The organism is Conservatibacter flavescens (assembly GCF_002795425.1).
GTDB lineage: Bacteria > Pseudomonadota > Gammaproteobacteria > Enterobacterales > Pasteurellaceae > Conservatibacter > Conservatibacter flavescens.
The window spans coordinates 25,487-51,634 of record NZ_PHHA01000010.1; the positions used below are offsets into that span (position 1 = coordinate 25,487).

The following is a 26,148-nucleotide window of genomic DNA, read 5'->3' on the forward strand; positions in this document are numbered from 1 at the left end:
AACATAATTAGAGGGTTATCTTAGATAACCCTACTCCCCTTAACCTATTCTAATTAGTATTTACGCTAATCTAGTACCGCCTCAACATTGACAAAGCCACCTACCCTAACCACGCCTTATGCACCTGATAAACACGATTTATCTCACGTTGTATCATCTGTGCAGTTTGTTTATGAATGCCAAGCTGGCTAGACACCGCCCCAAAATCAATTGCGCTTACAACCTGCTCAATATCCGCCCGAGCCTGTGCCCAGCTGTCGTATCCTGCTTGTGTCGCCAGTTGCTCTATTGCTTTTTTGGGTACTTGCTTACCAAAGCCAGCAAACGCTGTAGAATGCTCGCCAAATCGGGTTGGGCTAAAAGTAATATCATAACAAGGGCTAGGCTGCCAGTTCCCCGCATCATCTTGAATAAAGGAGAAATTTTTACTGTGGTCGTCTTGATTAAGCGTCAATAAATTAAAAACCGCTCGTCTAAATTGCAATTTCCCCACTTCTGAAGATTTACACAGCAGACGGCTCAGCTTAATAAAATCTACATAATCCAGCGCGGGCAGACGAAAATCCAAGCCTAAAAGCCCAGCGACACTATGCACATGATAGCGACCTTGCCAGTTGGTATAATCAAAACGCTTAAGCGCAAGCCAATGGCTATCATCAGTATGAATCAGCTGATGAGTAACAGGCTGCAGCCCTGCCTTAGCCGCCATCATCAAATACGCAGCCTCGCACAGCCCCTCTTCATGCCCGAGCGGTAGATTTTTGGAAGTAAACTTCACAATCCACGCCTCATCATCCACTTTAGGGCTAGTGCGGCACGTTCGACTGTCCACGCCATTCATAAAAATCTGCGCCTTAGGCCTTGCACCGCCTGAACTGCCTGTCAAGAGCAGTGATTTTAGCAGCTCATCAATCTCCCCATCAAATACCGCCTGCGCCTGCTTACCAAGCTCTGCAAGATCTAGGCTATCTTCTGTATTTGGCTGGGACATAACAGGTTCAAATGCTAATGCGCCAATACCTCGCTCGCCCACAAAAGCAAGTCTGTCCATCGGCGTGATACGGTGAGGCAAAATCCCTTGAGTGCGAAAATATCTGTCTTGCAGCATAAGACCCCAGCCATCGGGCAAACTGTCGGCAAAGACCCCATGCAGCCCTGAAAATGCGGTACTTGTCGCCAGTTGTGGCGCTAAGGTATCGGTCAAATCAAAGGGGGATAAATTGCCAAATCTGCTGACATAATCAGAATCATAGGCAAAATACACTCCCTGCTGGTTTTGCGCCAACTGCCCAGCCAGCACCTTATTACCATCAGACAATCGGCGATACACCGTCAATTTGCAAATCGGCTCAAAAGCGCTCATTTAACACCTCATCAATGCTTCTTGGGGCGGGCTTATCCATATTGGGTTTGGTTAAATTATAAAGCCTTTTTAAATCATCAAGGCTTAGCCACAGCTTTAAAAACTGGCGCAAGGAAATCTCGCCGGTGGTCTCAAATTTTTTAATCGTGGGTGCTGGCACGCCTGATATATCAGAAAGCGCTTGGCGAGAAAGTTTGGCGGATTTGCGCTTCTGCCATAAATACGACGCAAAAGCTTGCTTGACGTCATGGTCGTCAATTAGGGTTAAATTCATCATGTGTTGCTTATCATCATTTAGATATCATTATATCCAATTTTAGCATATTTTTACATTTTGGGATATTATCATATCCAAAATATAAATATCTACCTGCCCCTGATAGGTAATCAATTTGCGCTGTTATGCGGTATAGACATTACGACATTATTACTCAAATATCTCTCCACATTCTATGTAATCAGCAAATTCATCTTGGCGAAACCCATGAGATAACATGTAACGCCAGATTTTTTGCTTATTTTTAAGATCTTGCTTTTCCGCGAAATCAGGAAATTTCCGACCTAATACCTTCAACGCAAGGGCATACCAATCAATGTCGACTTCGTCTAATACTTCATCAATCACTGCGCTTTCCACACCTTTTAATTGGCGCAGCTCTTGTTTTATTCGTATAAGTCCATAACCACGCTGGCTACGGCTATGAATGTAATTTTCGCAAAAACGTTTATCGCTCTGCCAGTTTTTTTGCTGACAATATGCCAGGACTGTCTGAATATCTTCTTCCTCAAATGCCTTTTCTTGCATCTTACAACGGATTTCATACTCGCTGTACTCGCGACGAGACAGAAGATTGAGTACATAACTGAGGGCTAAAGATGACACTTTTCTTTCCATAAGAATCCATACATCTCTTAATCTGATTTTTTCTCTATTGTACCTGATGGCAAAAAAGTATAAAGCAAAACCCTTGCCTTATTCGGCAGACTCAAACAGTACGGGCTGCTTACACTGAAAGCTCAAACGCACCGCTAGCCCGACCTCATATTCCTCCACGCTTTGTACCAGCAACACACTCTCGCCAATCTGTATACGATATTGATATAACTGCCCGAGAAATTGCCGTCCTAAAATCCTTGCACTACCGGCTAGATCTATATGCAATTGAATGTGCTGCGGTCTTAATAACCAACGTAATGCCGTCATTTTGGGGGCCTGGTTTCCATTAGACAAGGTCATCGTCTGGGTAAACTCATGTTCTCCCAATATTGATACTAATTGGTTTTGTTCATTGATATGACAAGCAAGATAATTTGTGCCCCCTAAAAATTCTGCGACAAAAGGATTAATCGGTTGCCGATACAATGCGCTCGCCTCACCGATCTGCACAATCTTACCCTTTTCCATAATGGCTAGTTGATCCGCAAATACAAAGGCTTCTTCTTTACTATGTGTCACAAAAATAGCAGGAATATTCTGCTGTTTTAAGATCTCTTTAATTTCTGTCATCATCGCATAACGCACTTGACTATCAATATTAGAAAAAGGCTCATCTAATAACAACAATTTCGGCTCACAAGCAAGAGCTCGAGCAATAGCTACTCGTTGTTGCTGTCCGCCTGATAACTCATGGGGATAACGTTCAAGTAACCCGTTAAGTTGAACAAGTGCGGTCATTTTTTCAATAATTTTTTGTTTTTCTACCGCACTTTTTTCATGTAAACCAAAACCAATATTGTCTCTCACGCTCAAATGCGGAAATAATGCGTAATCTTGGAAAATAAGGCCGATATTACGCTGTTCTACCGCGAGCTGACTCACATCTTCTTGATTAAATAAAATGCTCCCTTGTGTCATCGGCTGCAAACCTGCGATCACTTTAAGCAAGGTCGTTTTGCCACAACCACTGGCCCCCAAGAGACATAAAATATCATTATTATGCAGCTCAAGATTCAGATTATCCAAGACAGTATGTGCGCCATAATAACTGCTAAGAGATTGAATTTTTAATGTTTTCATAAATGATTATGCTTTTTTACTCACAACAAGGGAGCGTGTCAATAAAATGACCGGAAACAGCCCCACTAAAACTAAAGTAACGGCCGGTAATGCTGCCAATTCTAATTGCTCATCAGAGGTAAAATTAAATACATGCGTAGCAAGGGTATCAAAATTAAACGGACGTAATAACAATGAGGCATTCAACTCTTTCATACTTTCAATAAATACCATCATTAACGCCGTCAAAATGCCTTTAGATAAAAGAGGCAAATGCACCTTTCTAAACATCTTTAGATTATTATAACCTAGCGTGCAACTGGCCATATCTAATGAGGGTGAGATTTTATTAAAGGAGGTTTCGATACTGCCAATCGCCATCGCGGAAAAACGAATGGTGTAAGCAACGACTAAGGCGAACATGGTACCTGAAAAAATTAACCCGACAGGAGGCAATCCCAACCCTTTTAACAGGGAATGTAATTGATGATCCGCCTGCGTGTAAACAATTAAAATACCAATCGCTAATACAGTGCCTGGCACAGCATAACCAAGAGAAGAAAAACCTAAAAAACCTTTTGCCCACCGTTGTTTCATCGGCGATTGTTGCAAGCTAAGCCGAGCATAAAAATGTAAAATTAACGCCAGTAGGACACACACAACGGAAGCAAGAATAGACACCGATAAACTATGTAGCGCATACTCAAAAAATCTTGTTAAACGGCCTAAAGCGAAATAGCCCACCGACCAATAGAGCAACTTAGCAAGAGGGAGAAAAAACGCTATGCTAACCAGCCCCCAGCAATAACATTGAGCGCCATAACACTTCACACCGACAAGGGGTTTGAGGCGTTGATGTTTTTCGTAACCACGTTGATAAATTTTTTGTTTACGGCGACTATAATTTTCTAACCATAACAATGTAAAAATCATCGCTAACATGAGTAAAGCAATTTGGCTGGCCGCCCCTAAATCGCCATAACCAAGCCAAGTATCATATACTGCGGTTGTCAATGTCGGTACAGCAAAATAAGAAACTGTACCAAAATCCCCTAACGTTTCCATTGCCACCAGTGTCGCACCAATGGCAATAGCCGGACGAGCTAATGGAAAAGTCACCTTATATAATAAACGCCATGATGTCGCGCCAAGCATTTTTCCACTTTGATTGAGATTTTCAGGTTGTTCTAATAAAGCAACGCGCAATAATAAAAAAATATAAGGGTAAAGGACCAAAGCCAGTACGAAACAAGCGCCCCCTAACGAACGAATTTCTGGAAACCAATAATCTGATCGACTTTGCCAACCAAACAGCTGACGTAGCCAAATTTGAAAATCACCGGAATAATCCAACATATCAGTGTATAAATATCCGACTAAATAGGCCGGCATAGCCAGTGGTAAACATAGAAGCCACTGCAAAATACGTTGCCCAGTAAACTGATAATTAGACACAATCCATGCCGCAGGTACAGCAAATACCAAGCTTAATATCACCGTACCAAGCACCAATAACAAAGAATTGATAGCATAATCCGTCAGAACGGTATGCCATAAATGCTGAATATTACGCCAATCCACCTGCCATGATTGATAAAATATCGCCAAAATAGGCAAAATAAAAAATAACGTAATACAAAGTGCGGTGAAAAACCAAAAAGTTTTGCGGTGAAATATCATAAAATTCGTTACATTAAAAAGACAACAAGGGACAACTCGTGTCCCTTTCCCAATAACAGCCAACAATTAAAGATCGAACTTCACTTCATCAATTAATTTCAAGGCTTTCTCGTAGTTTTCAGCGACTTTTTCCAATGCAATATCATCAGCCTTAAACTCGCCCCAAGATTGCACGATTTGAGATGGTGCAATATCGGCTTTTACCGGATATTCATGATTCAGCTCAGCATAATAACCTTGTGCTTTATCACTGCTTAAATATTCTAATAATTTAATTGCATTCGCCTTATTTGGCGCATATTTAGCAATTGCAGCACCACTAATATTGATATGTGTTCCCGTTGTATTTTGATTTGGGAAGTTAATATAGACTGCCTCTGCCCATTCACGCTGCTTATCATCTTCAAGCATTTTGCCGAAATAATAGCTATTTCCTAAAGCATAGTCGCATACACCTTCTTTAATGGCTTTTACTTGATCACGATCTCCGCCTTTTGGCTTTTGAGCTAAATTCGCCTTTAATCCTTCTAAAAACGCTTTTGCCTTAGCTTCACCATCATGCGCTATCATAGAAGCAATTAAAGACACGTTATAAGCATTTTTGCCGGAACGCACGCACACTTTACCTTTTAGCTCTGGTTTAGCCAAATCATAGTAGCTAAAATCCGCAGGCAATTTTCCAACACGATCTTTAGCAGTATAAATCGCACGTGCCCGCGTGGTTAAACCAAACCACTGATCTGCTGAATCTCGATATTGTGCAGGAATATTTTTCTCCAAAACTTCGCTTTGTACAGCTTGTGATAAACCCGCATTCACAATCTCCATCACGCGACTAATATCAACCGTGAGCAATACATCTGCTGGGCTCAATTCCCCTTCGCGTTTTACACGATCTACCAAGCCCTTATCTGCAAAAATAAAATTGACTTTAATGCCGGTATCTTTTTCAAAGTCTTTTAAAATGGGTTCAATCAAATAAGCCTGACGATAAGAATAAACATTCACATCATTCGCCGCAAATGCCGATGTAGTTATCGTGCTGAGCAAGGCGAGCGTTAAGGTGGGTAATATTTTTTTCATTGATGTTTCCTTTTCAATTTAGGGGGCGAAATGAACAACTTTCAAAATACGCTTTAATTTTAAAAACAATAAAAATTTAGTCAATGAGAATTATTATTATTTATGAGCAAATCATCAAATCTGTGATACCGATCACGCTCTATCACACTGACCAAAACAAGCTGCCTCCACAATTGAAATTGAACTATTTCATACTCATATTGCCTAATAAGTAATACCACACCTTAATATCCATTAACCTATAAAGGAAAAAATCATGAAATTCAATCGTTTACTTCTCCCTCTTTTTCTTTTACCTCTTACCGCATCGGCGAACGAGCTTCCACCACCCCAACCCACAAATGAAATCACATTTAGCACAGAAGTGGAAAAAGAAATTGTGCGTGATCTCATGCAGGTCGTGATGTATGTTCAAGAGGAAGGCACCGACTTACACGCATTAAATCAACGTATTACCAAAAAACTCAATGAAGCATTAGCACTCGCGAAATCAGAAAGTGCTGTTCGTGTAGAAACTCGCAGTCGCAGCACGCAAGTGCGCTATGGTAATAACGGAAAACAAAATGGTTGGGTAGATCGCGGCGAAATTGTGCTAGAAAGCCAAGACTCTGCGGCGTTATCTTCATTAATGGGAAAAATTGGTGATAAATTAACGATTTATAGTGTAAATGCCCTATTATCGCCACAAGCCCTAAAAAATGTTGAAGACGAAATGTTAGCGGATGTGCTGACCAAATTTAAACAAAAAGCAGAACTGATTAAAACCAACCTCAACGCCAAAGGTTATCAAATTATCGATCTCAATATAAACAACACGAACCAACAATCTCCTTATCCACGTATGTATGCTGCCATGGCTGAAAGTCGCGCATTAGAAAAGAGTAGTGGCATGGAGCTAGAAGCCGGAAAAGGCACCGTAAAATTACGAATTGATGCACGTATTCGTTTGCAAGATAACTAATCTTTCCGCTACAATGCAGTCAGCTTAAAAAGCGTAGATAAACAGAAACGGAGTATAAGATGAAAATCGCAAAAAATGTAGTTGTTAGTATTGCTTACCAAGTACGCACAGAAGATGGGGTTTTAGTTGATGAAGCCCCAGTAAATCAGCCACTAGAATATTTACAAGGACATAAAAATCTCGTCATTGGCCTAGAAAATGCCCTAGAAGGTAAATCTGTCGGAGATAAATTCGAAGTTCGTGTTAAGCCCGAAGAAGCTTATGGTGAATACAATGAAAACTTAGTACAACGTGTACCAAAAGATGTCTTTATGGGCGTTGATGAATTAGAAGTCGGTATGCGCTTTATTGCGGATACGGATGTTGGCCCATTGCCCGTTGTGATCACAGAAGTTAGCGCTGATGATGTTGTTGTAGATGGCAACCACATGTTAGCGGGTCAAGAACTCTTATTTAATGTTGAAGTTGTTGCCACACGTGAAGCAACAGCGGAAGAAATCGCACATGGTCATATCCATCAAGCCGGCGGTGGCTGTTGTGGTGGACACGGACATGATGATGGACATGGCTGCGGATGTGGTAGCCACCACCACGAACACGAGCATGACCATAGTCATGGCGGTTGTGGCTGCGGTCATCAACATTAATCCCAATCCCCTATCCATTAAGAGCGAGAAAACTCGCTCTTAATTTTAATGAAAACCTTGACTAATCAATATTTCAAGCGTAACATTCGCCCCGATTTAGTAACATGAGGACACACACTTTGGACAGTCATAGTCGATACCGATTAACGTTTTAACCTATCGCCTCATGTCTTATTATTGGCGATAGTTATCGCTGATAATCCCTTATCCGCACACATTTTTCGGCATCTTTTTAAAAAATAACAGAAAATCGACCGCACTTTATGCTGTTATTTTGAATTTTGTTCATTGCGTTGTTCATAAACCCTTTAGGGAGTATGAAAAAATGATAAATGCCTTTGCCTTAGAAGAAGCTCGCTTAGCGCGTATTGAAGCAGACGAACATCTCAATACCGCCATTTGGCTAGATCTGCTTGAGCCTACTGCCAGTGATCGAGAAGTGTTACAAGAGGCTTTAGGACAAAACCTAGCCTCCTATTTAGAATTAGAAGATATTGAAGCTTCCGCGCGTTTTTTTGAAGACGAGGACGGTTTACATTTACATTCTTTCTTCTATTGTGAAGACGAAGAAAATTATGCCGATATTGCAACGGTTGCCTTTACTTTACGGGACGGGCGTTTATTTACTTTACGCGACAGAGAACTTCCTGCTTTTCGTTTATATCGTATGCGTTCACGCAATCAACGGCTAATAGAATGTAATGCCTATGAATTACTATTAGACTTATTTGAAACTAAAATTGAGCAATTAGCCGACGTTATCGAAACCATTTATGCTGATTTAGAAAAACTCAGCCGCGTGATTTTAAAAGGGAAACAAGGGGAAGCTTTCGATTCGGCATTAGCAACATTAACCGAGCAAGAAGATGCGAGTTCAAAAGTGCGTTTATGCTTGATGGATACACAACGCGCGTTAAGTTTTTTGGTACGTAAAACACGTTTACCTGCCAGCCAGCTTGAACAAGCACGCGATATTCTACGCGATATTGAATCATTACAACCCCATAACGAATCTCTCTTTCAAAAAGTGGATTTTCTTATGCAAGCAGCAATGGGTTATATTAATATTGAGCAGAATAGAATTATGAAGTTCTTCTCTGTCGTGTCCGTTATGTTCTTGCCAGCGACCTTAATTGCTTCCATGTATGGTATGAACTTTGAATTTATGCCGGAATTACGTTTCAAATATGGTTATCCGATGGCGATTTGTTTAATGATTTGTGCGGCGCTTACGCCTTATCTTTATTTTAAACGTAAAGGCTGGCTATAAAGGGAAATAGCGAACCATTTCCCTTTATTTAGCACTAACCTGAAAAGCTATTACATTGTGCTGGATCACCGGTTTGTAAGCCTCGTTTAAACCAAGTTAAACGCTGTGCAGATGTACCATGTGTGAAGCTATCCGGCACAACATAACCTTGACTACGTTTTTGTAAACGATCATCACCTACGGCTTCTGCCGCATTAAATGCTTCTTCTAAATCGCCTGTTTCAAACCAACCTTGTTTTGCTGCTTGATACGCCCAAACGCCCGCAAAACAGTCAGCTTGCAATTCTAGTTGCACAGATAAACGATTCGCATCTTTTGTGCCGGCCTGTTGTTGCGCACGATTTACCTGCCCTAACACCCCCAGCAAATTTTGTACATGATGACCAACTTCATGGGCAATCACATAAGCAAATGCGGTATCACCCGCTGCGCCAAGTTTATGCTTCATATCGCTATAAAAAGATAAATCCAAATATACTTTTCGATCATTTGGACAATAAAAAGGCCCCATGGCTGACTGCCCTGTGCCACAAGCTGTAGGCGTTGCGCCATAATATAACACCATTGTTGGTGGGGCATAATGTTGACCATTGCGCTTAAAATAGTTTTCCCAAGTTGACTCTGTATCCGCTAAAACAACACGGGATAATTTATTCAGTGATTCTTCTTCGCTTTCACTTAATGATGAACTGGACATTTGTCCTCCACCAAAACTCGGCGTTCCGACAATGCCAGATAAATCGACACCATAATAAGCACCGACTAACAAAATAATAAAACCTAAAATCCCTGTCGTTTTTTTCCCGCCGCCACGACGACCTGCATTACGACGATCTTCAACATTTGAACTTTCTCGACGACCTTGCCAACGCATAATATTTCCTTTAATCAATTACAACATTCATATTCATTATACTGAAAGTGCGGTTAAAAAGCAGAAAATTTCTAGTACCATGCAGCGACTAAAATAGAGGTGGGAAAAATTCTGCTAAATCACGTCATTTGTTTTCATTTATGAAAATAAAGTTCTCATTTTTTATGCTTCTTTTTTACTCTGTTTATCATTATACTGCTCATAGTTTTACCACTGAGGAAACATACAATGAAATTCAAAACCATACTAGCAACGACACTACTGGCGAGTCTATTAGCCGCCTGCAGTACCACATCTAAAAGTCAATTAGAAGAAGCTAATCGCAAAGTAGCTATAGGCTTCTATCAAGATGTGTTTATCAATAAAAATATTGATGCTGTCAGCAAATATATTGGTGAAACCTATATTCAACATAATCCTAGTTTACCTGATGGACGTGATATATTAATTGAGAGCCTTGCTCAACGCTTTCAACAAGAGCCGGAGCGCAGCAATCAAATCCTTCGGACTGCGGTTGAAGGTGACTTAGTGTGGTTACATGCTTTAGCTAAGAAAAACCCACAAGATCGCGGGCGAGTCCTCGTCGATATTTATCGAATCAAAGACGGAAAAATTGTTGAACATTGGGATGTTATCCAGGCTATCCCTGAAAAAAGTGCGAATAACAATACGATGTATTAATCTATTAATTAAAAGGAAACACAATGAAAAAAACACTTCTAGCCCTAATGCTGGGCCTATCACTTGCAACATCTGTTCAAGCAACAACATCTGCTGAGCCAACTCAAACACAGGTTAGTCAAGCACAATTAGAGCGCAATAAAGCAAATGTTTTAGCATTTTATGAGATGACGTTTAATCAGCATAAAGTACAAGAAGCCACCGATCTTTATATCGGCAAAGAATACTTACAACATAATCCAACCGTAGCCGATGGTGGACAAGCTTTTGTGGACGCATTTGCGCCATTTTTAAAAGAACACCCACAATCTCGCGCAGAAATCAAACGCGTTATGGCTGATGGCGATTTAGTAATGGTGCATGTACATAGTAAACTGGACGATAACGATCGCGGTGAAGCTGTTGTTGACATTTTCCGTTTGGATAATGATGGGAAAATTGTGGAACACTGGGATGTTATCCAAGCGGTACCAGAGAAAACAGTGAGCGGACGCTCAATGTTCTAATCAAGAAAAATAAGCGGAGCTGCAAAATAGCTTGCAAATCTCCGCTTATATCAACATCAAACCTTATCTTGTTACTTTAATTGAAGTAGCGATTCCACATTCAATAAAATCAATTCGTTATCATCAGCTTTGTTCGGTTCGCGACTACTTGAATAAGGTAAATTATTGTCGTTCCCTACAATAATGTGTTTATCATCAACAAGATCCACATTTTCAATCGTGAAGAATGGAAACTTAAACACTCCTTCACTGAGTGGCTTTTGCGCGATTTTATTCGGGTCTTGGATATTTAATAAATCAATATAACCCAATTTTTCTACGCTTTGTCCAACATTACTACGATCAAATTTAATCAGATAAACTCGCTTAAACTCAGGTAAGTTACTAAAACAAGTTGTTGAATCCGCAGATTTATCTTGGCAAGCATATTCACGCACACCTTCACCATTATCACGCTCAATAACCAATGCCCGATTTTCATCAATCATATTGAAATCACCAATGGCATTGCCATTTTTTTCCAACGGATATTGCCAAAAATGCCCCGTCCATTTTTTATCTGCAATATCAAATTCTAAGATACGCAAATACTCTTGGTTATTGTTATTTTCATAATGATTGGCGGTGTTATCCCATAACGGCCCTTCGAGTAAAGGATATAATTTACTTCCATCAATTGAAGCTGCCATGCCCTCAAATCCCTTAGAACGCTTAACTTCAAAGGAAATTTTCTCTGTTGGGGTAGCTTGGGTTTTTAGGCGATAATGATCAGGTGAATGAACCACTTTACCGTCTACCTCTGTCTGAAACACATTTAACACTTTGCCTTTGAGATCAGTTTGAATTAAATAGGGTCCAAATTCTTCCCCAATCCAAATATTATCATCAATAATTTGGAAACTTTCCGGATCAAAATCTGCACCGGTTAAATAGCGCTGCTCAGTAGATTCATGAACAATATAAAATGGCACTTTTTTATCAGGATCATGTAAAAAAATCGTTTCTAAAGGTTCAAATTTATGGTTGTTAAAATCAATATTATAACGGGAGAGATATAGCATAAAATCTGGGGAGTTGGCTTTGCTACCTGCGCCATTATCGGTTAATAACCAATAGCTCCCATCAGACATTTTCTTTATACCGGAATGTCCTTGAAGTGGCTGTCCGTTAAAAGGCAAAGCAACCCCTGTTGGACGCTTATCTGACGTCCCCTCTACACTACCTAACTTTTCAACACGCTCACTCGTTGTAAACTTCCCTGCATGCTGCAAGACTTGTGGTGCATCTTTAGGGGCAGGAATAAAAGATTGAGCGGGTAAAATGGCATGTCCTGCAAGGGTCGCAGTATGTTCAGTCGCCATTGCATATAGCGGCAAGGAGAGAGATAAATAAAGAGCGGTCAGTTTTAGTTGCTTTTTCGCTATCATGAATTTTTCCTTTATAAAGTTTATTGAAGAAACTGACGATATTATAGAAAGGAAAAATGACAATTTAATGACAGCAATACAAAGTGCGGTCAGATTTAACCGCACTTTGGAAGAGGTCTAACTTACCAACTATAACGATAAACTAGCTGTATTTTATAAGGCTGATCTAACTTACTGCCACTGGTCACCGCACCTTCTAAACCTAGACGATGTTGCCCCATATTGGCATTCACCCCTAACACGCTTTCTACTCGGCTACCAGTTTCTGCTACTTCAAACGCATATTGGTTAACATGGACATAATTGGTATTAGTATAGGTTTTGGCTAAATTCACTTCTGCATAAGGTTGTAACTGCCAACCGGTAAAGTCAATGCCTTTCGCCACACGTACACCGACACGACCCGTATAAGCATTTAAACGCTCTTCATCGCTTTTACTAGATAACCCTGTCCAAGCAAATTGCACCTGTGGAGTGATTGTCCAGCCTGAACCTAAATGATGAATTCGACCGATTTCACTTGAGAGACTATAGCCATGATATTTACGTTCCCCTGTGCTACTTGATTTGCTATTTAAACGGGTATACTTCGCTATGTTATCCCAATAAAAACCGTTATTGCCTAAATACGTGCCATATATCCCTGCGGAAAGGCCTTTTACTTTGCCTGAGCCATATTCACCTTTAAAATCGACATCTGAACGTCCATTGCTTACAAAAGCACCCACGCGGACATTGTCGCTCACTGCTTTATCGGCACCAACTTGTAAGATATGTATATCTTGGTCAAAACCTGAAGCTTGGCTATTATGCGCAGTAGAAAGAGCGGTCAATTTATTGCGAGAATTCACATTACGTACCCAAACATTCCCTTTTTCACCCGTTTTTAACTCGCCTAAACGTTGGTGTAAACCCGATAAATCCCCTTGTGTCAATAAGAGCTGTGCTTGGCGTAATCCCACTAAAGCATTAGATTTTTCACTCAGCACCACTTGGCCGCTATCCGCTTGTGTTGGCGCTGTAGCTGGCCCTGTCGGGGTGGTTGGGGTAGCTGGTGTTATTGGGGTAGCTGGTGTTATTGGGGTAGCCGGTGTGTTGTCCACTATGGGCGGCGTTACAGGCTCTACTACAGTATCTGTTGGGGTACTTGGTTTTTCTTCCTCTGTCACTGGCACTGGCTGTGAGCGTTCCCCCTCTCGGTTAGATAATAACCAATTTGTTCCCTCTTTCACTAAACGATAACGATAAGCCCCTGCATCAACATAGTCACGATTAAGTAAGCTAAATTGCGCCTGCCCTGTTTGAGTTTCAACCAATGTCACCTTACCATTCGCGGCATTAGGTTCATTACCTGAATCCTTGATAGTTAACCCAAAATCCCCTGAATCTTTGCCCAATACGACTATTTTATCGGATTGTTGGTTTGCGAGATCGGTATTTAGAATAAATGTACCTGTGCCAGAAAGATCACCATAAATACGAAACACTTGGAGTTGCCCATTTTCCGATAGAAGTTGAACCGTTCCTTTATCCATCATTAAGTGATCGACTAAATTATCAGTATAACGATAATAAGGCACAATCCATGTTGAATTATTCAGTGACATATCTAACATAACTCTAGGAATCGGCTCACCTCTAGAATTAGTTGTGTCAATATTCGTGTATCCTTTTAGTGTTGAATTATTTAAAACAAAATGCACATCAAGATTTTTAGAATGCCAATCATCTTGCATAAGCGCTTGAGAAATCAATGTACTATTATGTATATTCAGGATTGTTTTATGTGCTTGGGCATTTTGTGAAGATGACAGTTTTAGAATCCTGTTTACATCGCTATTAGAATCATAAACATGAATCGTTGAAGGCTTGTCAGTTAACACCGAAAATAAGCCTCCAAAATCCATACCGCTTACATAAGAACTTTGTAATAACGTACTGTTTTTTACCTCTAACTTACCATTTTCAAGATAAAAAAGACTGACTTCTGGCAAAGCTCGAAATTTACTGTTTAAGACAATCGCAGAAGAATCTATCAATCCTAAAATATACCCCTTAGGCGGGGTATAGGCATAAAAATCACTCTCTTTAATCGTTAAGGTAGAATTATTTGCAGCAATCATACCTATTATAGAAGATGATAAATATCTATAATCAAATGAACTTTTATTTATCTCAAGATTACTATTAGTCACCGTAATAGGCTGCCTTGAAACTTGATCCCATTCAAAATTACGATCTTCTAAATGCTCAAATTTACACTCCGATAGACTTGCTTGTTCTTGATTATTTATTTGGAATCCTTCGTTTGCACATTCTATGGCATAAGTTGCTGACGAATAAAGCCCTGAGATAAACAGGACACTTGATAATACTGATAATTTAAATGCTTTCATAAATTTCTACCAATCGAATAAACTAATAGTCATTTTACGCTAATATATTAAGAGAACAAATAAAAACTAATCATAAAAGTACCGCACTTTTATCATAAAAAAGACCGCACTTTGGCGGTCTTTTTTGCTTTACATTTTAATTTGAAGAAATACGCTTCATATCTGTCATATAACCACGTAACTCTTGCCCAATATATTCAATCGGGTGATTACGAATTGCATCGTTTACATCACGTAAAACGATATTATCAATTTCAACGGTTGGCGTTGCTTCACCTAAATCACCTTTTTGTAAGGTTGGGATAATTTTTTCCGCAAGAATCGGGGTGGCAACATTAGAGAATAAATAGTTACCATATTCTGCCGTATCTGAAATCACCACGTTCATTTCATATAAACGTTTACGAGCAATAGTATTTGCAATTAATGGTAATTCATGTAGTGACTCATAATATGCGGATTCCTCGTAAATACCACTTGCAACCATCGTATCAAAGGCGAGTTCTACACCAGCTTTCACCATTGCGACCATTAATACACCATTGTCAAAATATTCTTGTTCAGAAATTTTGCCTTCGTATTTTGGTGCGTTTTCAAAAGCGGTTTTCCCTGTTGCTTCACGCCATGCTAATAAGTTTTTATCACCATTTGCCCAGTCTTCCATCATGACACGAGAAAATTCACCGCTAATAATATCGTCCATGTGTTTTTCAAATAAGAACGCTAATTCTTCTTTGATTTGCTCAGAAAGTTCAAACGCTCGTAATTTAGCCGAATTCGATAAACGATCCATCATTAAAGTAATACCGCCTTGTTTTAGGGCTTCAGTGATGGTCTCCCAACCGAATTGGATTAATTTACCTGCATAGGCTGGATCTTTTCCGTCTTTCACTAATTTGTCATAACATACAATTGAACCAGCTTGTAACATACCGCATAAAATGGTTTGTTCACCCATTAAATCTGATTTTACTTCTGCTACAAAAGAGGATTCTAATACGCCAGCACGATGACCACCAGTTGCTGCCGCCCATGCTTTAGCAATGGCTAAACCTTCCCCTTGAGGATCGTTTTCAGGATGTACTGCGATTAATGTTGGCACCCCAAATCCGCGCTTGTATTCTTCACGCACTTCAGTACCTGGACATTTTGGCGCAACCATCACCACAGTAATATCTTTACGGATTTGCTCACCCACTTCGACAATATTTAACCCATGTGAATAACCTAAAGCAGCACCTTGTTTCATTAATGGCATAACATCTGCAACCACTTTTGAATGTTGTTTATCTGGCGTTAAATTGATCACTAAGTCAGCTGTTGGGATTAACTCTTGATAGGTTCCCACAACGAATCCATTTTCTGTCCCACGTTTGAAAGAATCACGCTTTTCCGCAATGGCTTCTGCACGCAAAGCATAGCTCACATCCAAACCTGAATCACGCATGTTTAAACCTTGATTGAGACCTTGCGCGCCACAACCCACGATAACGATTTTTTTCCCTTTTAAGAAATTTGCTTCATCTGCAAATTCCGCACGATCCATAAAACGACAGCGTCCCAACTGATCTAACTGTTGGCGTAAATTAAGTGTATTGAAATAGTTTGACATTGTTAATCCTCTAATAGGGTCTGTTGACATTTGTTTATTTAATATGAGCATTATAGTCTTTTTTTGTATTGCGTAAATTGATATTATTAAAACCAAGTATTGCAAAAAACGCAACATTATATCATGAGGTTATTCATTATGCAGTTTAATGATCTAAAACTGTTCTTACATCTTGCTCAGTCCCAAAATTTCAGTAAGAGCGCGGTACAAAATCATATGTCTCCCTCCACCCTTTCCCGTCAGGTTCAACGTATGGAAGAGGAATTGGGGCGCCCTTTATTCTTTCGAGATAACCGACAGGTATTATTAACGGAAACAGGCGAAAAGTTTCTGCGCTTTGCTCAACAACAGTGGCAACAATGGACATATTTCAAACAAGAATTACTCGATGAACAACATACATTGAGTGGAGAATTACGCTTATTTTGCTCAGTGACGGCCGCTTATAGCCATTTACCGCAAATTCTCGAAAAATTTCGCCGCCGCTATCCCCAAGTCGAAATTAAACTGACCACCGGCGATCCTGCTCTCGCCGTATCTCATATAGAAACAGAGCAATCTGATTTAGCCCTTGCAGGAAGTCCTTTGCACATACCAAACACATTAGATTTTCATCCGATTGATAATCTAAATTTATCACTAATTGCGCCTCGAGTGGCTTGTGTTTCAACACAATTACTCCAAGAAAACCCTATAGATTGGTCAAAAATCCCGTTTATTTTGCCTGTCGAAGGCCCAGCTAGACAACGTATTGATCAATGGTTTCGCCATCAAAAAATTAAACACCCACAAATCTACGCAACCGTATCCGGCCATGAAGGAATAGTGCCAATGGTCGCTCTCGGCTGTGGCTTAGCCTTGTTACCTGATGTGGTTATTCGACATAGCCCAATGAATACTCAAGTCTCTTATTTACATCTCGAAACCCCGATTGCGCCTATAGAACTTGGGGTATGTGTACAAAAAAAACGTCTCGATCAGCCTCTTATTCAAGCTTTTTGGCAAATGTTATAACACCCCTCACCAAAAGTGCGGTACACTATGCTCAAGTTTTTGAGGGGGATGTATGGTAAAAGGGATTGTAAGCTCACTGTGCGCTTCAATTTTATTCGGGTATTTATATTACTTTTCCACGTTGTTACAACCACTCAGTGGGGAGGACATTTTTGGTTATCGTATTATTCTTACGATACCCTTTGTTATCGCCGCTATTTTTGTCTTTAAACAAAAAAACATTTTTGTTCAACATCTTAAAAATATCCGTCAACGCCCTTGGTTAGCCCTCATTTACATGCTAAATAGCTTTTTAATGGGGTTCCAAATGTGGCTGTTTTTGTGGGCACCGAATAATGGTAGCGCCCTGAGTGCCTCTTTTGGTTATCTTTTGTTGCCTTTGGTGATGGTTGTTGCGGGACGGGTTTTATTTAAAGAACAAATTTCGACCATTAAGCTTATCGCGGTCTTAATTGCTGGTCTCGGGGTGATTTCAAACATTATCCTGAAAGGTGGCTTATCTTGGGAAAGTTTGGTGGTTTGTATCGGTTATACCTTATATTTTTCCTTGAGAAAACATTTTAAAATCTCCGATCTATCCAGTTTCTGTATTGAAATGTTACTCATGCTACCAGTGTGTATTTATTTTGCTTGGCAAGTAGATATGCCTGCAATTTCCCAAATAAATGAGGATATTTATTATCTTCTCCCTTTATTAGGGCTAATCAGCGGAACCGCCTTAATTACTTATGTATTAGCCAGTAGCATGCTGCCGATGAATCTACTGGGTTTATTAGGCTATACCGAAACAATTTTGATGGTAATCGTCGCCTTTATGATTGGCGAAACCATTGATTCACAAAGTTATCCTTTATTTATTTGTTTAAGTATTGCCATGACTTTGATTATTGCGGACGGGATTTATAAAACAAGACGGGGACGCCGGCTATAAATTAACCCCCCGTCATTATCCATGCTGATTCAATACATCAGCCTTATTTTTTCAAGGCACCTAAAATGCTACGCATAATTTGTCTTGTTACTTGGTTGCGAATATTACGTCCAACGGATTTCGCCACACTGCTGACAACTTGTTCAGTCATGGTTAATTGTTCACCACGTTTCTTTTTGCCAAAAATCATACGGCTTAAGCTTCCCATAAACCCATTCTCTTCTTCAGCCTGAGCCTGTTCAGCTTGTTTCTGCGCAACCGCTTCAAGGTTAGCTTGTTGTGCTAACAATTCAAATGCAGATTCATTATCAACAAAATCACGATAAACCGGGTAAAGCTCATCATTTTGAACCCATTCTTGACGTTGTTCTGCGCTCAAAGGCTTTAATTGGCTTTTTGGTGGATAGATATAGGCAATTTCCACAGGCGTCGGCATGCCTTTTTCATCTAAGAAAGACACAAGGGCTTCCCCCACCCCTAAACTGGTAATCGCTTCAACCACATTCACATTAGGATTAGTTCTGAACGTTTCTGCTGCGGATTTTACTGCTTTTTGATCGCGTGGTGTAAATGCGCGTAATGCATGTTGCACACGATTCCCTAATTGCCCTAAAACAGTATCAGGCAAATCAAGTGGATTCTGAGTGACAAAATAAATCCCTACGCCTTTAGAACGAATCAAGCGTACAACCTGTTCTACTTTATCGACAAGCACAGCTGGCGCGCCATCAAAAATGAGATGCGCCTCATCAAAGAACATCACAAATTTAGGCTTATCCGGATCGCCGACTTCAGGTAATTGTTCGAATAACTCAGACATTAACCATAACAAAAAGGCACTATACATTCTCGGAGAATTAATTAACTTTTCTGAGTTTAAAACATTAATGACGCCACGCCCATCTCGGGTTTGCAACCAATCTTCCAAATTAAGCGCCGGTTCTCCAAATAAATTTGTCGCACCTTCATTTTCAAGCGTTAATAATGCGCGCTGAATAGCGCCTACACTAGCGGCTGAAACATTACCATATTCTACTTGATAGGTTTTGGCATTTTCTGCTACATGCTTTAACATCGCGCGCAAATCTTTCAAATCAATCAATAATAAGCCTTTATCATCTGCGACACGGAAAACTAAATTCAATAATCCCTCTTGTGTGGCATTGAGATTTAATAGACGAGATAACAGTAAAGGCCCCATTTCAGAAATGGTTGTACGCAATGGAATACCCGTTTCTCCAAAAACGTCCCAAAAGGACACCGGATAACCTGAAAGATAGGCTTCGCCACCTAATTGAAATTGTTCAATGCGTTCGGCGATTTTGCCTTGCAATGTGCCCGCTTGCACCAAACCTGATAAATCGCCTTTCACATCCACCAAAAATACCGGCACGCCATCATCACTAAACGCCTCTGCCATTTTACGCAAAGTAACGGTCTTCCCCGTCCCTGTTGCGCCAGCAATTAAGCCATGGCGATTCGCCATTTTTGCGGTAATACCCAGTACATGACTTTGGTGAGTTTGGGCGAGGAAATATTGGCTCATACGATATCCTTGAATAAAAAAAGTGCGGTCTATTTGTAAAAAAATTTTATCAAAATTGACCGCACTTTAAAAGAAATTGCCACATCAAAACTTACATAGCACTAATATATTTCAACATAACCCCTGCTGCAATGGCAGAACCAATTACGCCAGCAACGTTTGGTCCCATTGCATGCATAAGAAGAAAGTTTTGTGAATCAGCCTCTAAACCTAATTTGTTTGATACACGTGCTGCCATAGGGACAGCTGACACACCTGCCGAACCAATGAGCGGATTAATTTTATGTTGGCTAAATTTATTCATTAATTTTGCCATCAATACCCCACTGGCTGTGCCAATACCAAATGCGATCACCCCTAACACTAAAATGCCTAAGGTTTGTGGTTGCAAGAATTTATCCGCAACTAATTTTGCTCCCACCGATAGCCCTAAGAAAATCGTGACAATATTAATTAAGGCATTTTGGGCCGTATCACTCAACCGCTCAACCACGCCACTTACTCGCATCAGATTACCAAAACAAAACATGCCCAGTAATGGCGCAGCATCAGGTAATAACAACGCCACGAGTATTAATAAAATCACCGGAAATAATATTTTTTCGCGCTGACTCACATGACGTAGTTGCACCATCTTAATTTTCCGTTCCTGCTCTGTCGTGAGTGCACGCATAATTGGCGGTTGAATTAACGGCACTAATGCCATATAGGAATAGGCTGCAACTGCAATTGCACCAAGCAACTCAGGCGCTAATTTACTCGCCAGATAAATCGCCGTAGGTCCATCTGCTCCGCCAATAATCCCAATCGCCGCAGCTTGTGGCAAAGTGAAATCAATTAATCCTGTCCAGTTCAAGAACAACGCACCTAATACTGTGGCAAAAATACCAAACTGCGCTGCTGCACCAAGTAATAAAGTTCGAGGATTCGCCAATAAAGGACCAAAGTCAGTCATGGCGCCGACCCCCATAAAGATAATTAAAGGTGCCGCGCCGGAGCCAATCGCTACTTGATAAAACGTTGCTAATACGCCACTACTATAGCCTAAATCCCGCGCCAAATACTCCGCGTTAGCTAGCTGGGAAACCGACAAATTTTCCACTGCCTGTTTCATTGCTTCAAAGTGGGGTTCAACTTGTAAAGCATTAGCAAACACCATAAGATGCTCAGTATTATTGCTATGTAACAAATTTTCTACCGCAGTAAAAGCCATTCCTGTTTCAGGAATATTAGCCAAAAGACCACCAAAGCCAATTGGCAAAAGCAATAACGGTTCAAACTTTTTGACGATGGCTAACCAAAGCAAAACCAAACTAATCACTAACATTAGGGCTTGCCCCCAATGTAGATGCATAAGTCCAGTCCCTTTAAGCAATGCTAGAATACTTTCCATATTCACCGCCTATACTAAGCTCATCAAACAATCGCCTACGGTTACAGTATCGCCTTTTTTAATCTTAATACCTTGAACCGTCCCCGCTTGTGCTGCGCGAATTTCTGTTTCCATTTTCATGGCTTCAAGAATCAGTAAAACTTGATCTTTCGCCACTTGCTGCCCTTCACTGACTTTAACGTCCCAAATATTCCCTGACATTGGTGCATTAACAGGTACACCCGCTGAACTCTCTGTTTTTGTTTCTGCTACTGGAGAAGCGGACGTTGTTTGACTAGCGGCTGGCGTAATCGCACTGACATCCCCTCCCTCACTCACTTTAACCACAAAAGCTTTACCTTCTAGCTCCACAGTATAAACCGCAGCGCCTTGTACAGGGGCGGTAGGCGCTGTGCTTTTCTCTGTTGCACTGAGTTGCTCTACACTTGGGGCTGGCTCAAATGCCGCTGGATTTTCACGATTTTCCAAAAACTTCCAACCGATTTGAGGGAAAAGGGCCACAATTAATACATCATCAATGGCATTTGCTGCCAACTTGATGCCTTTTTCTTTGGCTTGCTGCTTGATTTCTTCTTCTAATTTCACCATTTCAGGCGCAAGATGATCCGCCGGGCGATCGGTGATTGCTTCCTCGCCATCCAGTACTTTCGCCTGTAATTCAGCATTCACTGGCGCAGGCGTACGACCATATTCACCTTTTAGGATCCCGGCGGTTTCTTTAGCAATCGTTTTATAACGCTCTCCCATCAATACATTCATCACCGCTTGCGTACCCACAATTTGTGACGTTGGTGTAACCAATGGAATAAAGCCTAAATCTTCACGTACTTTCGGAATTTCTTGCAACACTTGATCCAGCTTATCAGAAGCATTTTGTTGTTTTAGTTGGCTTTCAAGATTTGTTAACATTCCACCTGGTACTTGTGCCACTAAAATTCGACTATCAATTCCGCGTAATTGCCCTTCAAATTTGGCATATTTTTTGCGTACCTCACGGAAATAGCCCGCAATCCGCTCTAGGCGAGAAATGTTTAAACCACTGTCATACGGTGTTCCTTGTAGCGTTGCGACAATAGATTCAGTGGCCGGATGCCCATAAGTACCGCTCATAGACGATATTGCAGTATCAACCCCATCAACACCCGCTTCAATCGCTTTTAATAACGCCATTTCAGCCATGCCTGTTGTTGAATGGCAGTGCAAATGTAGACGAACATCATCGCCATAACGCCCTTTAATCGCGCCAACTAATTCACTTGCAGCCATTGGGGTTAAAATACCGGACATGTCTTTGATCACAATAGAATCTACACCGATCTCTAATAATTGTTCTGTAATCTCCAACCACGTTTCCAGTGTGTGTACAGGGCTTGTGGTATAACTTAATGCGCCTTGTGCATGCCCGCCTTGTTTACGAACCGCTTTTAAAGCCTGTTGCATATTTCTCGGATCGTTAAGGGCATCAAACACACGAAATACACTCATACCGTTGGCAACAGAGCGTTCAACAAAACGATCCACCACATCATCTGCATAATGGCGATAGCCTAAAATATTTTGTCCTCGTAACAACATTTGCAATGGAGTTTTTGGACACGCTTTTTTCAATTCACGCAAGCGTACCCATGGATCTTCCCCTAAGAAACGAATACAAGCATCAAAAGTTGCACCGCCCCACGCCTCCAAAGACCAATAGCCGATTTCATCAAGCTCTGCCGCAATCGGCAACATATCCTCTAAACGTAAACGAGTAGCAAATAACGATTGGTGTGCATCACGTAACACCACATCTGTAATAGCAATTTTTTTATTAGAAACTGTCATTGAAATCTCCTTCGATCATTATTGTAAGCCTTGTTGACGGCGATAATGTGCAACCGCAGCAACAATTACTGGACGTAAACGTTCTATATCGTCGACTTGAGAAAGTGCTAGGGAAGCGGGTTGAGAAGCAGTTTGAACGGGCGTTGGTGTTGGAAAAAATCGTTCAATTACTTTAGAAATGAAACCAATTGCATAAATTAAGATGCCTAAGAAAACTAAGACAAATCCCATGCCTGCTAACATAAGATTTAATCCTTCCTGTAATAGTTGTGCCTCTGTCATAAAACGAATACTCCATTATAGGTAGAATAATAATAGTTTAAAGTAAATTAGATATTAGAATATTGCTTTAGATCAATACAAGTCTTTATAAAGTCTGCACCTAATTATGTGGTTTTACACCGCGTTTTTAGGTGCAGTACAATCCCTTTTATAGCAACTTGGTCTTATCTCTCACCGCCCCTTTATCGGCTGATGTCGCGAAATGTCCAAAGACTTTAAGAGCAAAAGAGACTTCACGTTGGCGGTTAGCTGGTTGCCAGCCTTTTTTATCTTGTTCTGCTCGGCGTGTCGCTAATTCTTCATCAGATACTCTCAAGTTAATGGAACGATTTGGAATATCGATATCGATAATATCGCCATCACGCACTAAGCCAATTGCCCCACCTGATGCGGCTTCTGGAGAGGCGTGTCCGATAGATAATCCAGATGTCCCGCCTGAGAAACGTCCGTCAGTTAATAAAGCACATTTTTTACCTAATCCCATTGATTTTAGGTAAGAGGTTGGGTAAAGCATTTCTTGCATACCCGGTCCACCTTTCGGGCCTTCGTAACGGATAACGACAACGTGCCCTTCACGCACTTTACCGCCTAAAATACCCGCTACCGCATCTTCTTGGCTTTCAAATACAATGGCTTCGCCGGTGAATTTCCAAATAGACTCATCAACCCCTGCTGTTTTGACAATACAACCATCTAAGGCGATATTACCCGATAGCATCGCTAAGCCACCCTCTTGGCTGTATGCATGTTCTTTCGAGCGAATACAACCATTTTGGCGATCATTATCCACCGTGTCCCAACGGCAATCTTGTGAGAAAGCTTGAGTAGTGCGGATACCTGCTGGCCCTGCACGGAAGAATTTATGTAGATCCGCATCTTGGTTACGCATAATATCGTATTGATCGAGCTGTTCTTTCAGGCTTAAACCTAAAATTGTTCGTGTGTGATTATGCAATAAACCAGCACGATCTAGCTCGCCTAAAATGCCCATAATCCCGCCTGCACGGTGAACATCTTCCATATGATATTTATTGGTATTTGGGGCAACTTTGCTCAAGCATGGCACAATGCGAGATAGACGATCAATATCGTTCATTGTGAAATTCACTTCCGCTTCTTGTGCGGTGGCTAATAAGTGTAATACCGTATTAGATGAACCACCCATCGCAATATCCAGGCTCATCGCGTTTTCAAATGCCTCAAAAGAAGCAATTGAGCGAGGCAGCACGGAGTAATCATCTTGCTCATAGAAACGTTTAGTAATTTCAACAATTTGACGACCAGCTTTTAAAAATAATTCTTTACGATCTGCATGAGTTGCTAACATTGAACCATTGCCCGGTAAACTTAAGCCTAAGGCTTCGGTTAAACAGTTCATTGAGTTTGCGGTAAACATACCTGAACAAGAACCGCAGGTTGGGCAAGCTGATTTTTCGATAATATCAATGTCTTCATCACTGACACTCGCGTCAGCCGCATCGATCATGGCATCCACTAAATCTAAGCGACGAACATCAATTAAATTGCTAGAGAGTTTCGCTTTACCAGCCTCCATCGGGCCGCCTGACACAAAGATAGTTGGGATATTTAAACGCATTGCTGCCATTAACATTCCCGGAGTGATTTTGTCGCAGTTAGAAATACACACCATCGCATCTGCACAGTGAGCATTAACCATATATTCCACACTATCGGCAATTAAATCACGGCTTGGTAAGGAATAAAGCATACCGCCGTGTCCCATGGCAATCCCATCGTCCACCGCGATAGTATTAAATTCTTTTGCAACGGCTAAACCTGTTGCTTCAATCTCTTTTGCAACCAGTTGTCCCATATCTTTTAAATGAACATGTCCCGGTACAAATTGGGTAAAAGAGTTTACCACTGCAATAATCGGCTTACCGAAATCATTTTCTTTCATTCCTGTCGCACGCCATAATGCGCGCGCCCCTGCCATATTACGACCTTGTGTGCTGGTCGCTGAACGTAGTTTTGGCATTGTAATCTTTCTCCAGTGTTATGTTTAAATTTAAAATCAAATATCTATTTCTTCAATTTTCTATTCATTCTACTGCTTTGCTCTTAGCTCAGCCAAGTGAGCTTGGATTTCTGCAACATTTTCTTCCGTAAAAAAGCCTTCAATATTTTTCCAAATGGAATGGAAACCATAAGGGCCTTGTGTCATTTCAAGCTTAGCTTTTGGTAAGCTCCACCCTTGATAAATTACCCGATACATTGCCGAAATTAGCCCGGTGCGATCTGCGCCATGGTAACAATGGATCAATACGGCACCTTGTTTCTGTTGTTGCTCAATTTGCCAAAGTACCTCAGCAACTTCTTTTGGCGTAATATGCCAAGTTAATAGCGGAGTATTGATCAACGTCAGAGGGTATTGCCCAAACGCTTGTCTATCATCATTACGATCAAAAAAACGTAAATTAATTAACGTCTTAATGTCATTCTGTTTTAGCAATGCATAATGGTCTGGCAATAACTGTTCGCTACGATATAGTTTATCATCAATTCGATATAAATTTGCCTCATAGTCAATAACTTCCGACCAATGCACCGTATTTTGCGGCGTAGTAGGTGAAGTCGTATTGCTACAAGCATTTAAACCGAACAAAGTAATTAAGAGAAATGTGAATAGTTTCATAGGGTT

General features: G+C 40.7%; 23 protein-coding genes. 7 read left to right on the top strand and 16 right to left on the bottom strand.

Going from position 1 to position 26,148, the window contains the following annotated elements; all coding sequences use genetic code 11:
* Positions 1–100 precede the first annotated feature (100 nt).
* The 6 genes from CVP05_RS05730 to CVP05_RS05755 form a co-directional block, all read right to left on the bottom strand.
* Entirely contained in the window at positions 101–1,363 is a 1,263-nt protein-coding gene (locus tag CVP05_RS05730) for a type II toxin-antitoxin system HipA family toxin (protein ID WP_100288620.1), read from the bottom strand.
* Entirely contained in the window at positions 1,350–1,640 is a 291-nt protein-coding gene (locus CVP05_RS05735) for an XRE family transcriptional regulator (protein WP_243389212.1), read from the bottom strand. The genes CVP05_RS05730 and CVP05_RS05735 overlap by 14 nt, the downstream gene beginning before the upstream one ends.
* Before the next feature lie 150 nt (positions 1,641–1,790).
* A complete protein-coding gene (gene recX / locus CVP05_RS05740; protein WP_100288651.1) occupies positions 1,791–2,246 on the bottom strand; it encodes a recombination regulator RecX in 456 nt (151 codons plus the stop codon).
* A 90-nt stretch (positions 2,247–2,336) separates the two neighbouring features.
* A complete protein-coding gene (locus CVP05_RS05745) occupies positions 2,337–3,380 on the bottom strand; it encodes an ABC transporter ATP-binding protein (RefSeq protein WP_100288622.1) in 1,044 nt (347 codons plus the stop codon).
* A 6-nt stretch (positions 3,381–3,386) separates the two neighbouring features.
* Complete coding sequence (locus tag CVP05_RS05750) at positions 3,387–5,039, bottom strand: ABC transporter permease (RefSeq protein ID WP_100288623.1); 1,653 nt, start codon at positions 5,037–5,039, stop codon at positions 3,387–3,389.
* Between the two features lie 66 nt (positions 5,040–5,105).
* The gene (locus CVP05_RS05755; RefSeq protein WP_100288624.1) at positions 5,106–6,122 is read right to left on the bottom strand and encodes a Fe(3+) ABC transporter substrate-binding protein; all 1,017 of its coding nucleotides are present in this window, start codon (positions 6,120–6,122) and stop codon (positions 5,106–5,108) included.
* Between the two features lie 256 nt (positions 6,123–6,378).
* Between CVP05_RS05755 and CVP05_RS05760 the strand changes: the two genes are divergently transcribed.
* From CVP05_RS05760 to corA, 3 genes are all read left to right on the top strand, one after another.
* Complete coding sequence (locus tag CVP05_RS05760) at positions 6,379–7,083, top strand: SIMPL domain-containing protein (protein ID WP_100288625.1); 705 nt, start codon at positions 6,379–6,381, stop codon at positions 7,081–7,083.
* A gap of 59 nt (positions 7,084–7,142) precedes the next feature.
* Positions 7,143–7,730, top strand: a complete 588-nt coding sequence (slyD, locus tag CVP05_RS05765; RefSeq protein ID WP_100288626.1) for a peptidylprolyl isomerase — start codon at positions 7,143–7,145, stop codon at positions 7,728–7,730.
* Between the two features lie 325 nt (positions 7,731–8,055).
* Positions 8,056–9,000 carry a magnesium/cobalt transporter CorA gene (gene corA, locus CVP05_RS05770; protein WP_100288627.1) on the top strand — a complete coding sequence of 315 codons (945 nt, stop codon included), beginning with the start codon at positions 8,056–8,058 and terminating at the stop codon, positions 8,998–9,000.
* A gap of 34 nt (positions 9,001–9,034) precedes the next feature.
* Here corA and ypfJ read toward each other — a convergent pair whose 3' ends face one another.
* Positions 9,035–9,874: a KPN_02809 family neutral zinc metallopeptidase gene (ypfJ, locus tag CVP05_RS05775; RefSeq protein WP_100288628.1), complete on the bottom strand. Its 840-nt coding sequence runs from the start codon at positions 9,872–9,874 to the stop codon at positions 9,035–9,037.
* A 228-nt stretch (positions 9,875–10,102) separates the two neighbouring features.
* Between ypfJ and CVP05_RS05780 the strand changes: the two genes are divergently transcribed.
* Both CVP05_RS05780 and CVP05_RS05785 read left to right on the top strand, forming a co-directional pair.
* Complete coding sequence (locus tag CVP05_RS05780; RefSeq protein ID WP_100288629.1) at positions 10,103–10,555, top strand: nuclear transport factor 2 family protein; 453 nt, start codon at positions 10,103–10,105, stop codon at positions 10,553–10,555.
* A 23-nt stretch (positions 10,556–10,578) separates the two neighbouring features.
* On the top strand, positions 10,579–11,061 hold the full coding sequence (locus CVP05_RS05785; RefSeq protein ID WP_207761353.1) for a nuclear transport factor 2 family protein: 483 nt from the start codon (positions 10,579–10,581) through the stop codon (positions 11,059–11,061).
* A gap of 71 nt (positions 11,062–11,132) precedes the next feature.
* On the opposite strand, the gene CVP05_RS05790 is transcribed toward CVP05_RS05785, so the two are convergent.
* The 3 genes from CVP05_RS05790 to ilvC all read right to left on the bottom strand — a co-directional run bounded on the left by CVP05_RS05790 (position 11,133) and on the right by ilvC (position 16,496).
* Positions 11,133–12,488: an esterase-like activity of phytase family protein gene (locus tag CVP05_RS05790; protein WP_100288630.1), complete on the bottom strand. Its 1,356-nt coding sequence runs from the start codon at positions 12,486–12,488 to the stop codon at positions 11,133–11,135.
* Between the two features lie 122 nt (positions 12,489–12,610).
* Positions 12,611–14,884: an autotransporter outer membrane beta-barrel domain-containing protein gene (locus tag CVP05_RS05795; RefSeq protein WP_100288631.1), complete on the bottom strand. Its 2,274-nt coding sequence runs from the start codon at positions 14,882–14,884 to the stop codon at positions 12,611–12,613.
* Positions 14,885–15,020: 136 nt separating this feature from the next.
* Positions 15,021–16,496 carry a ketol-acid reductoisomerase gene (ilvC, locus tag CVP05_RS05800; protein ID WP_100288632.1) on the bottom strand — a complete coding sequence of 492 codons (1,476 nt, stop codon included), beginning with the start codon at positions 16,494–16,496 and terminating at the stop codon, positions 15,021–15,023.
* A 138-nt stretch (positions 16,497–16,634) separates the two neighbouring features.
* On the opposite strand from ilvC, the gene ilvY reads away from it, so the two are divergent.
* Both ilvY and rarD read left to right on the top strand, forming a co-directional pair.
* Positions 16,635–17,510 (top strand): HTH-type transcriptional activator IlvY, encoded by an 876-nt coding sequence (gene ilvY, locus CVP05_RS05805; protein ID WP_100288633.1) that lies wholly within the window; start codon positions 16,635–16,637, stop codon positions 17,508–17,510.
* A gap of 52 nt (positions 17,511–17,562) precedes the next feature.
* A complete protein-coding gene (rarD, locus tag CVP05_RS05810) occupies positions 17,563–18,441 on the top strand; it encodes an EamA family transporter RarD (RefSeq protein ID WP_100288634.1) in 879 nt (292 codons plus the stop codon).
* A gap of 43 nt (positions 18,442–18,484) precedes the next feature.
* Here the strand turns inward: rarD and CVP05_RS05815 are convergent, their stop codons facing one another.
* From CVP05_RS05815 to CVP05_RS05840, 6 genes are all read right to left on the bottom strand, one after another.
* Complete coding sequence (locus CVP05_RS05815; RefSeq protein WP_100288635.1) at positions 18,485–19,987, bottom strand: helicase HerA-like C-terminal domain-containing protein; 1,503 nt, start codon at positions 19,985–19,987, stop codon at positions 18,485–18,487.
* 91 nt (positions 19,988–20,078) lie between these two features.
* Positions 20,079–21,380, bottom strand: coding sequence for a sodium ion-translocating decarboxylase subunit beta (locus tag CVP05_RS05820; protein ID WP_100288636.1), 1,302 nt, complete (start codon positions 21,378–21,380; stop codon positions 20,079–20,081).
* Positions 21,381–21,389: 9 nt separating this feature from the next.
* Entirely contained in the window at positions 21,390–23,204 is a 1,815-nt protein-coding gene (oadA, locus tag CVP05_RS05825) for a sodium-extruding oxaloacetate decarboxylase subunit alpha (protein WP_100288637.1), read from the bottom strand.
* 18 nt (positions 23,205–23,222) lie between these two features.
* Positions 23,223–23,486, bottom strand: coding sequence for an oxaloacetate decarboxylase subunit gamma (locus CVP05_RS05830; protein WP_100288638.1), 264 nt, complete (start codon positions 23,484–23,486; stop codon positions 23,223–23,225).
* A 148-nt stretch (positions 23,487–23,634) separates the two neighbouring features.
* Positions 23,635–25,485 (bottom strand): dihydroxy-acid dehydratase, encoded by a 1,851-nt coding sequence (gene ilvD / locus CVP05_RS05835; RefSeq protein WP_100288639.1) that lies wholly within the window; start codon positions 25,483–25,485, stop codon positions 23,635–23,637.
* A 69-nt stretch (positions 25,486–25,554) separates the two neighbouring features.
* On the bottom strand, positions 25,555–26,142 hold the full coding sequence (locus CVP05_RS05840; protein WP_100288640.1) for a phosphatase domain-containing putative toxin: 588 nt from the start codon (positions 26,140–26,142) through the stop codon (positions 25,555–25,557).
* Positions 26,143–26,148: the final 6 nt, after the last annotated feature.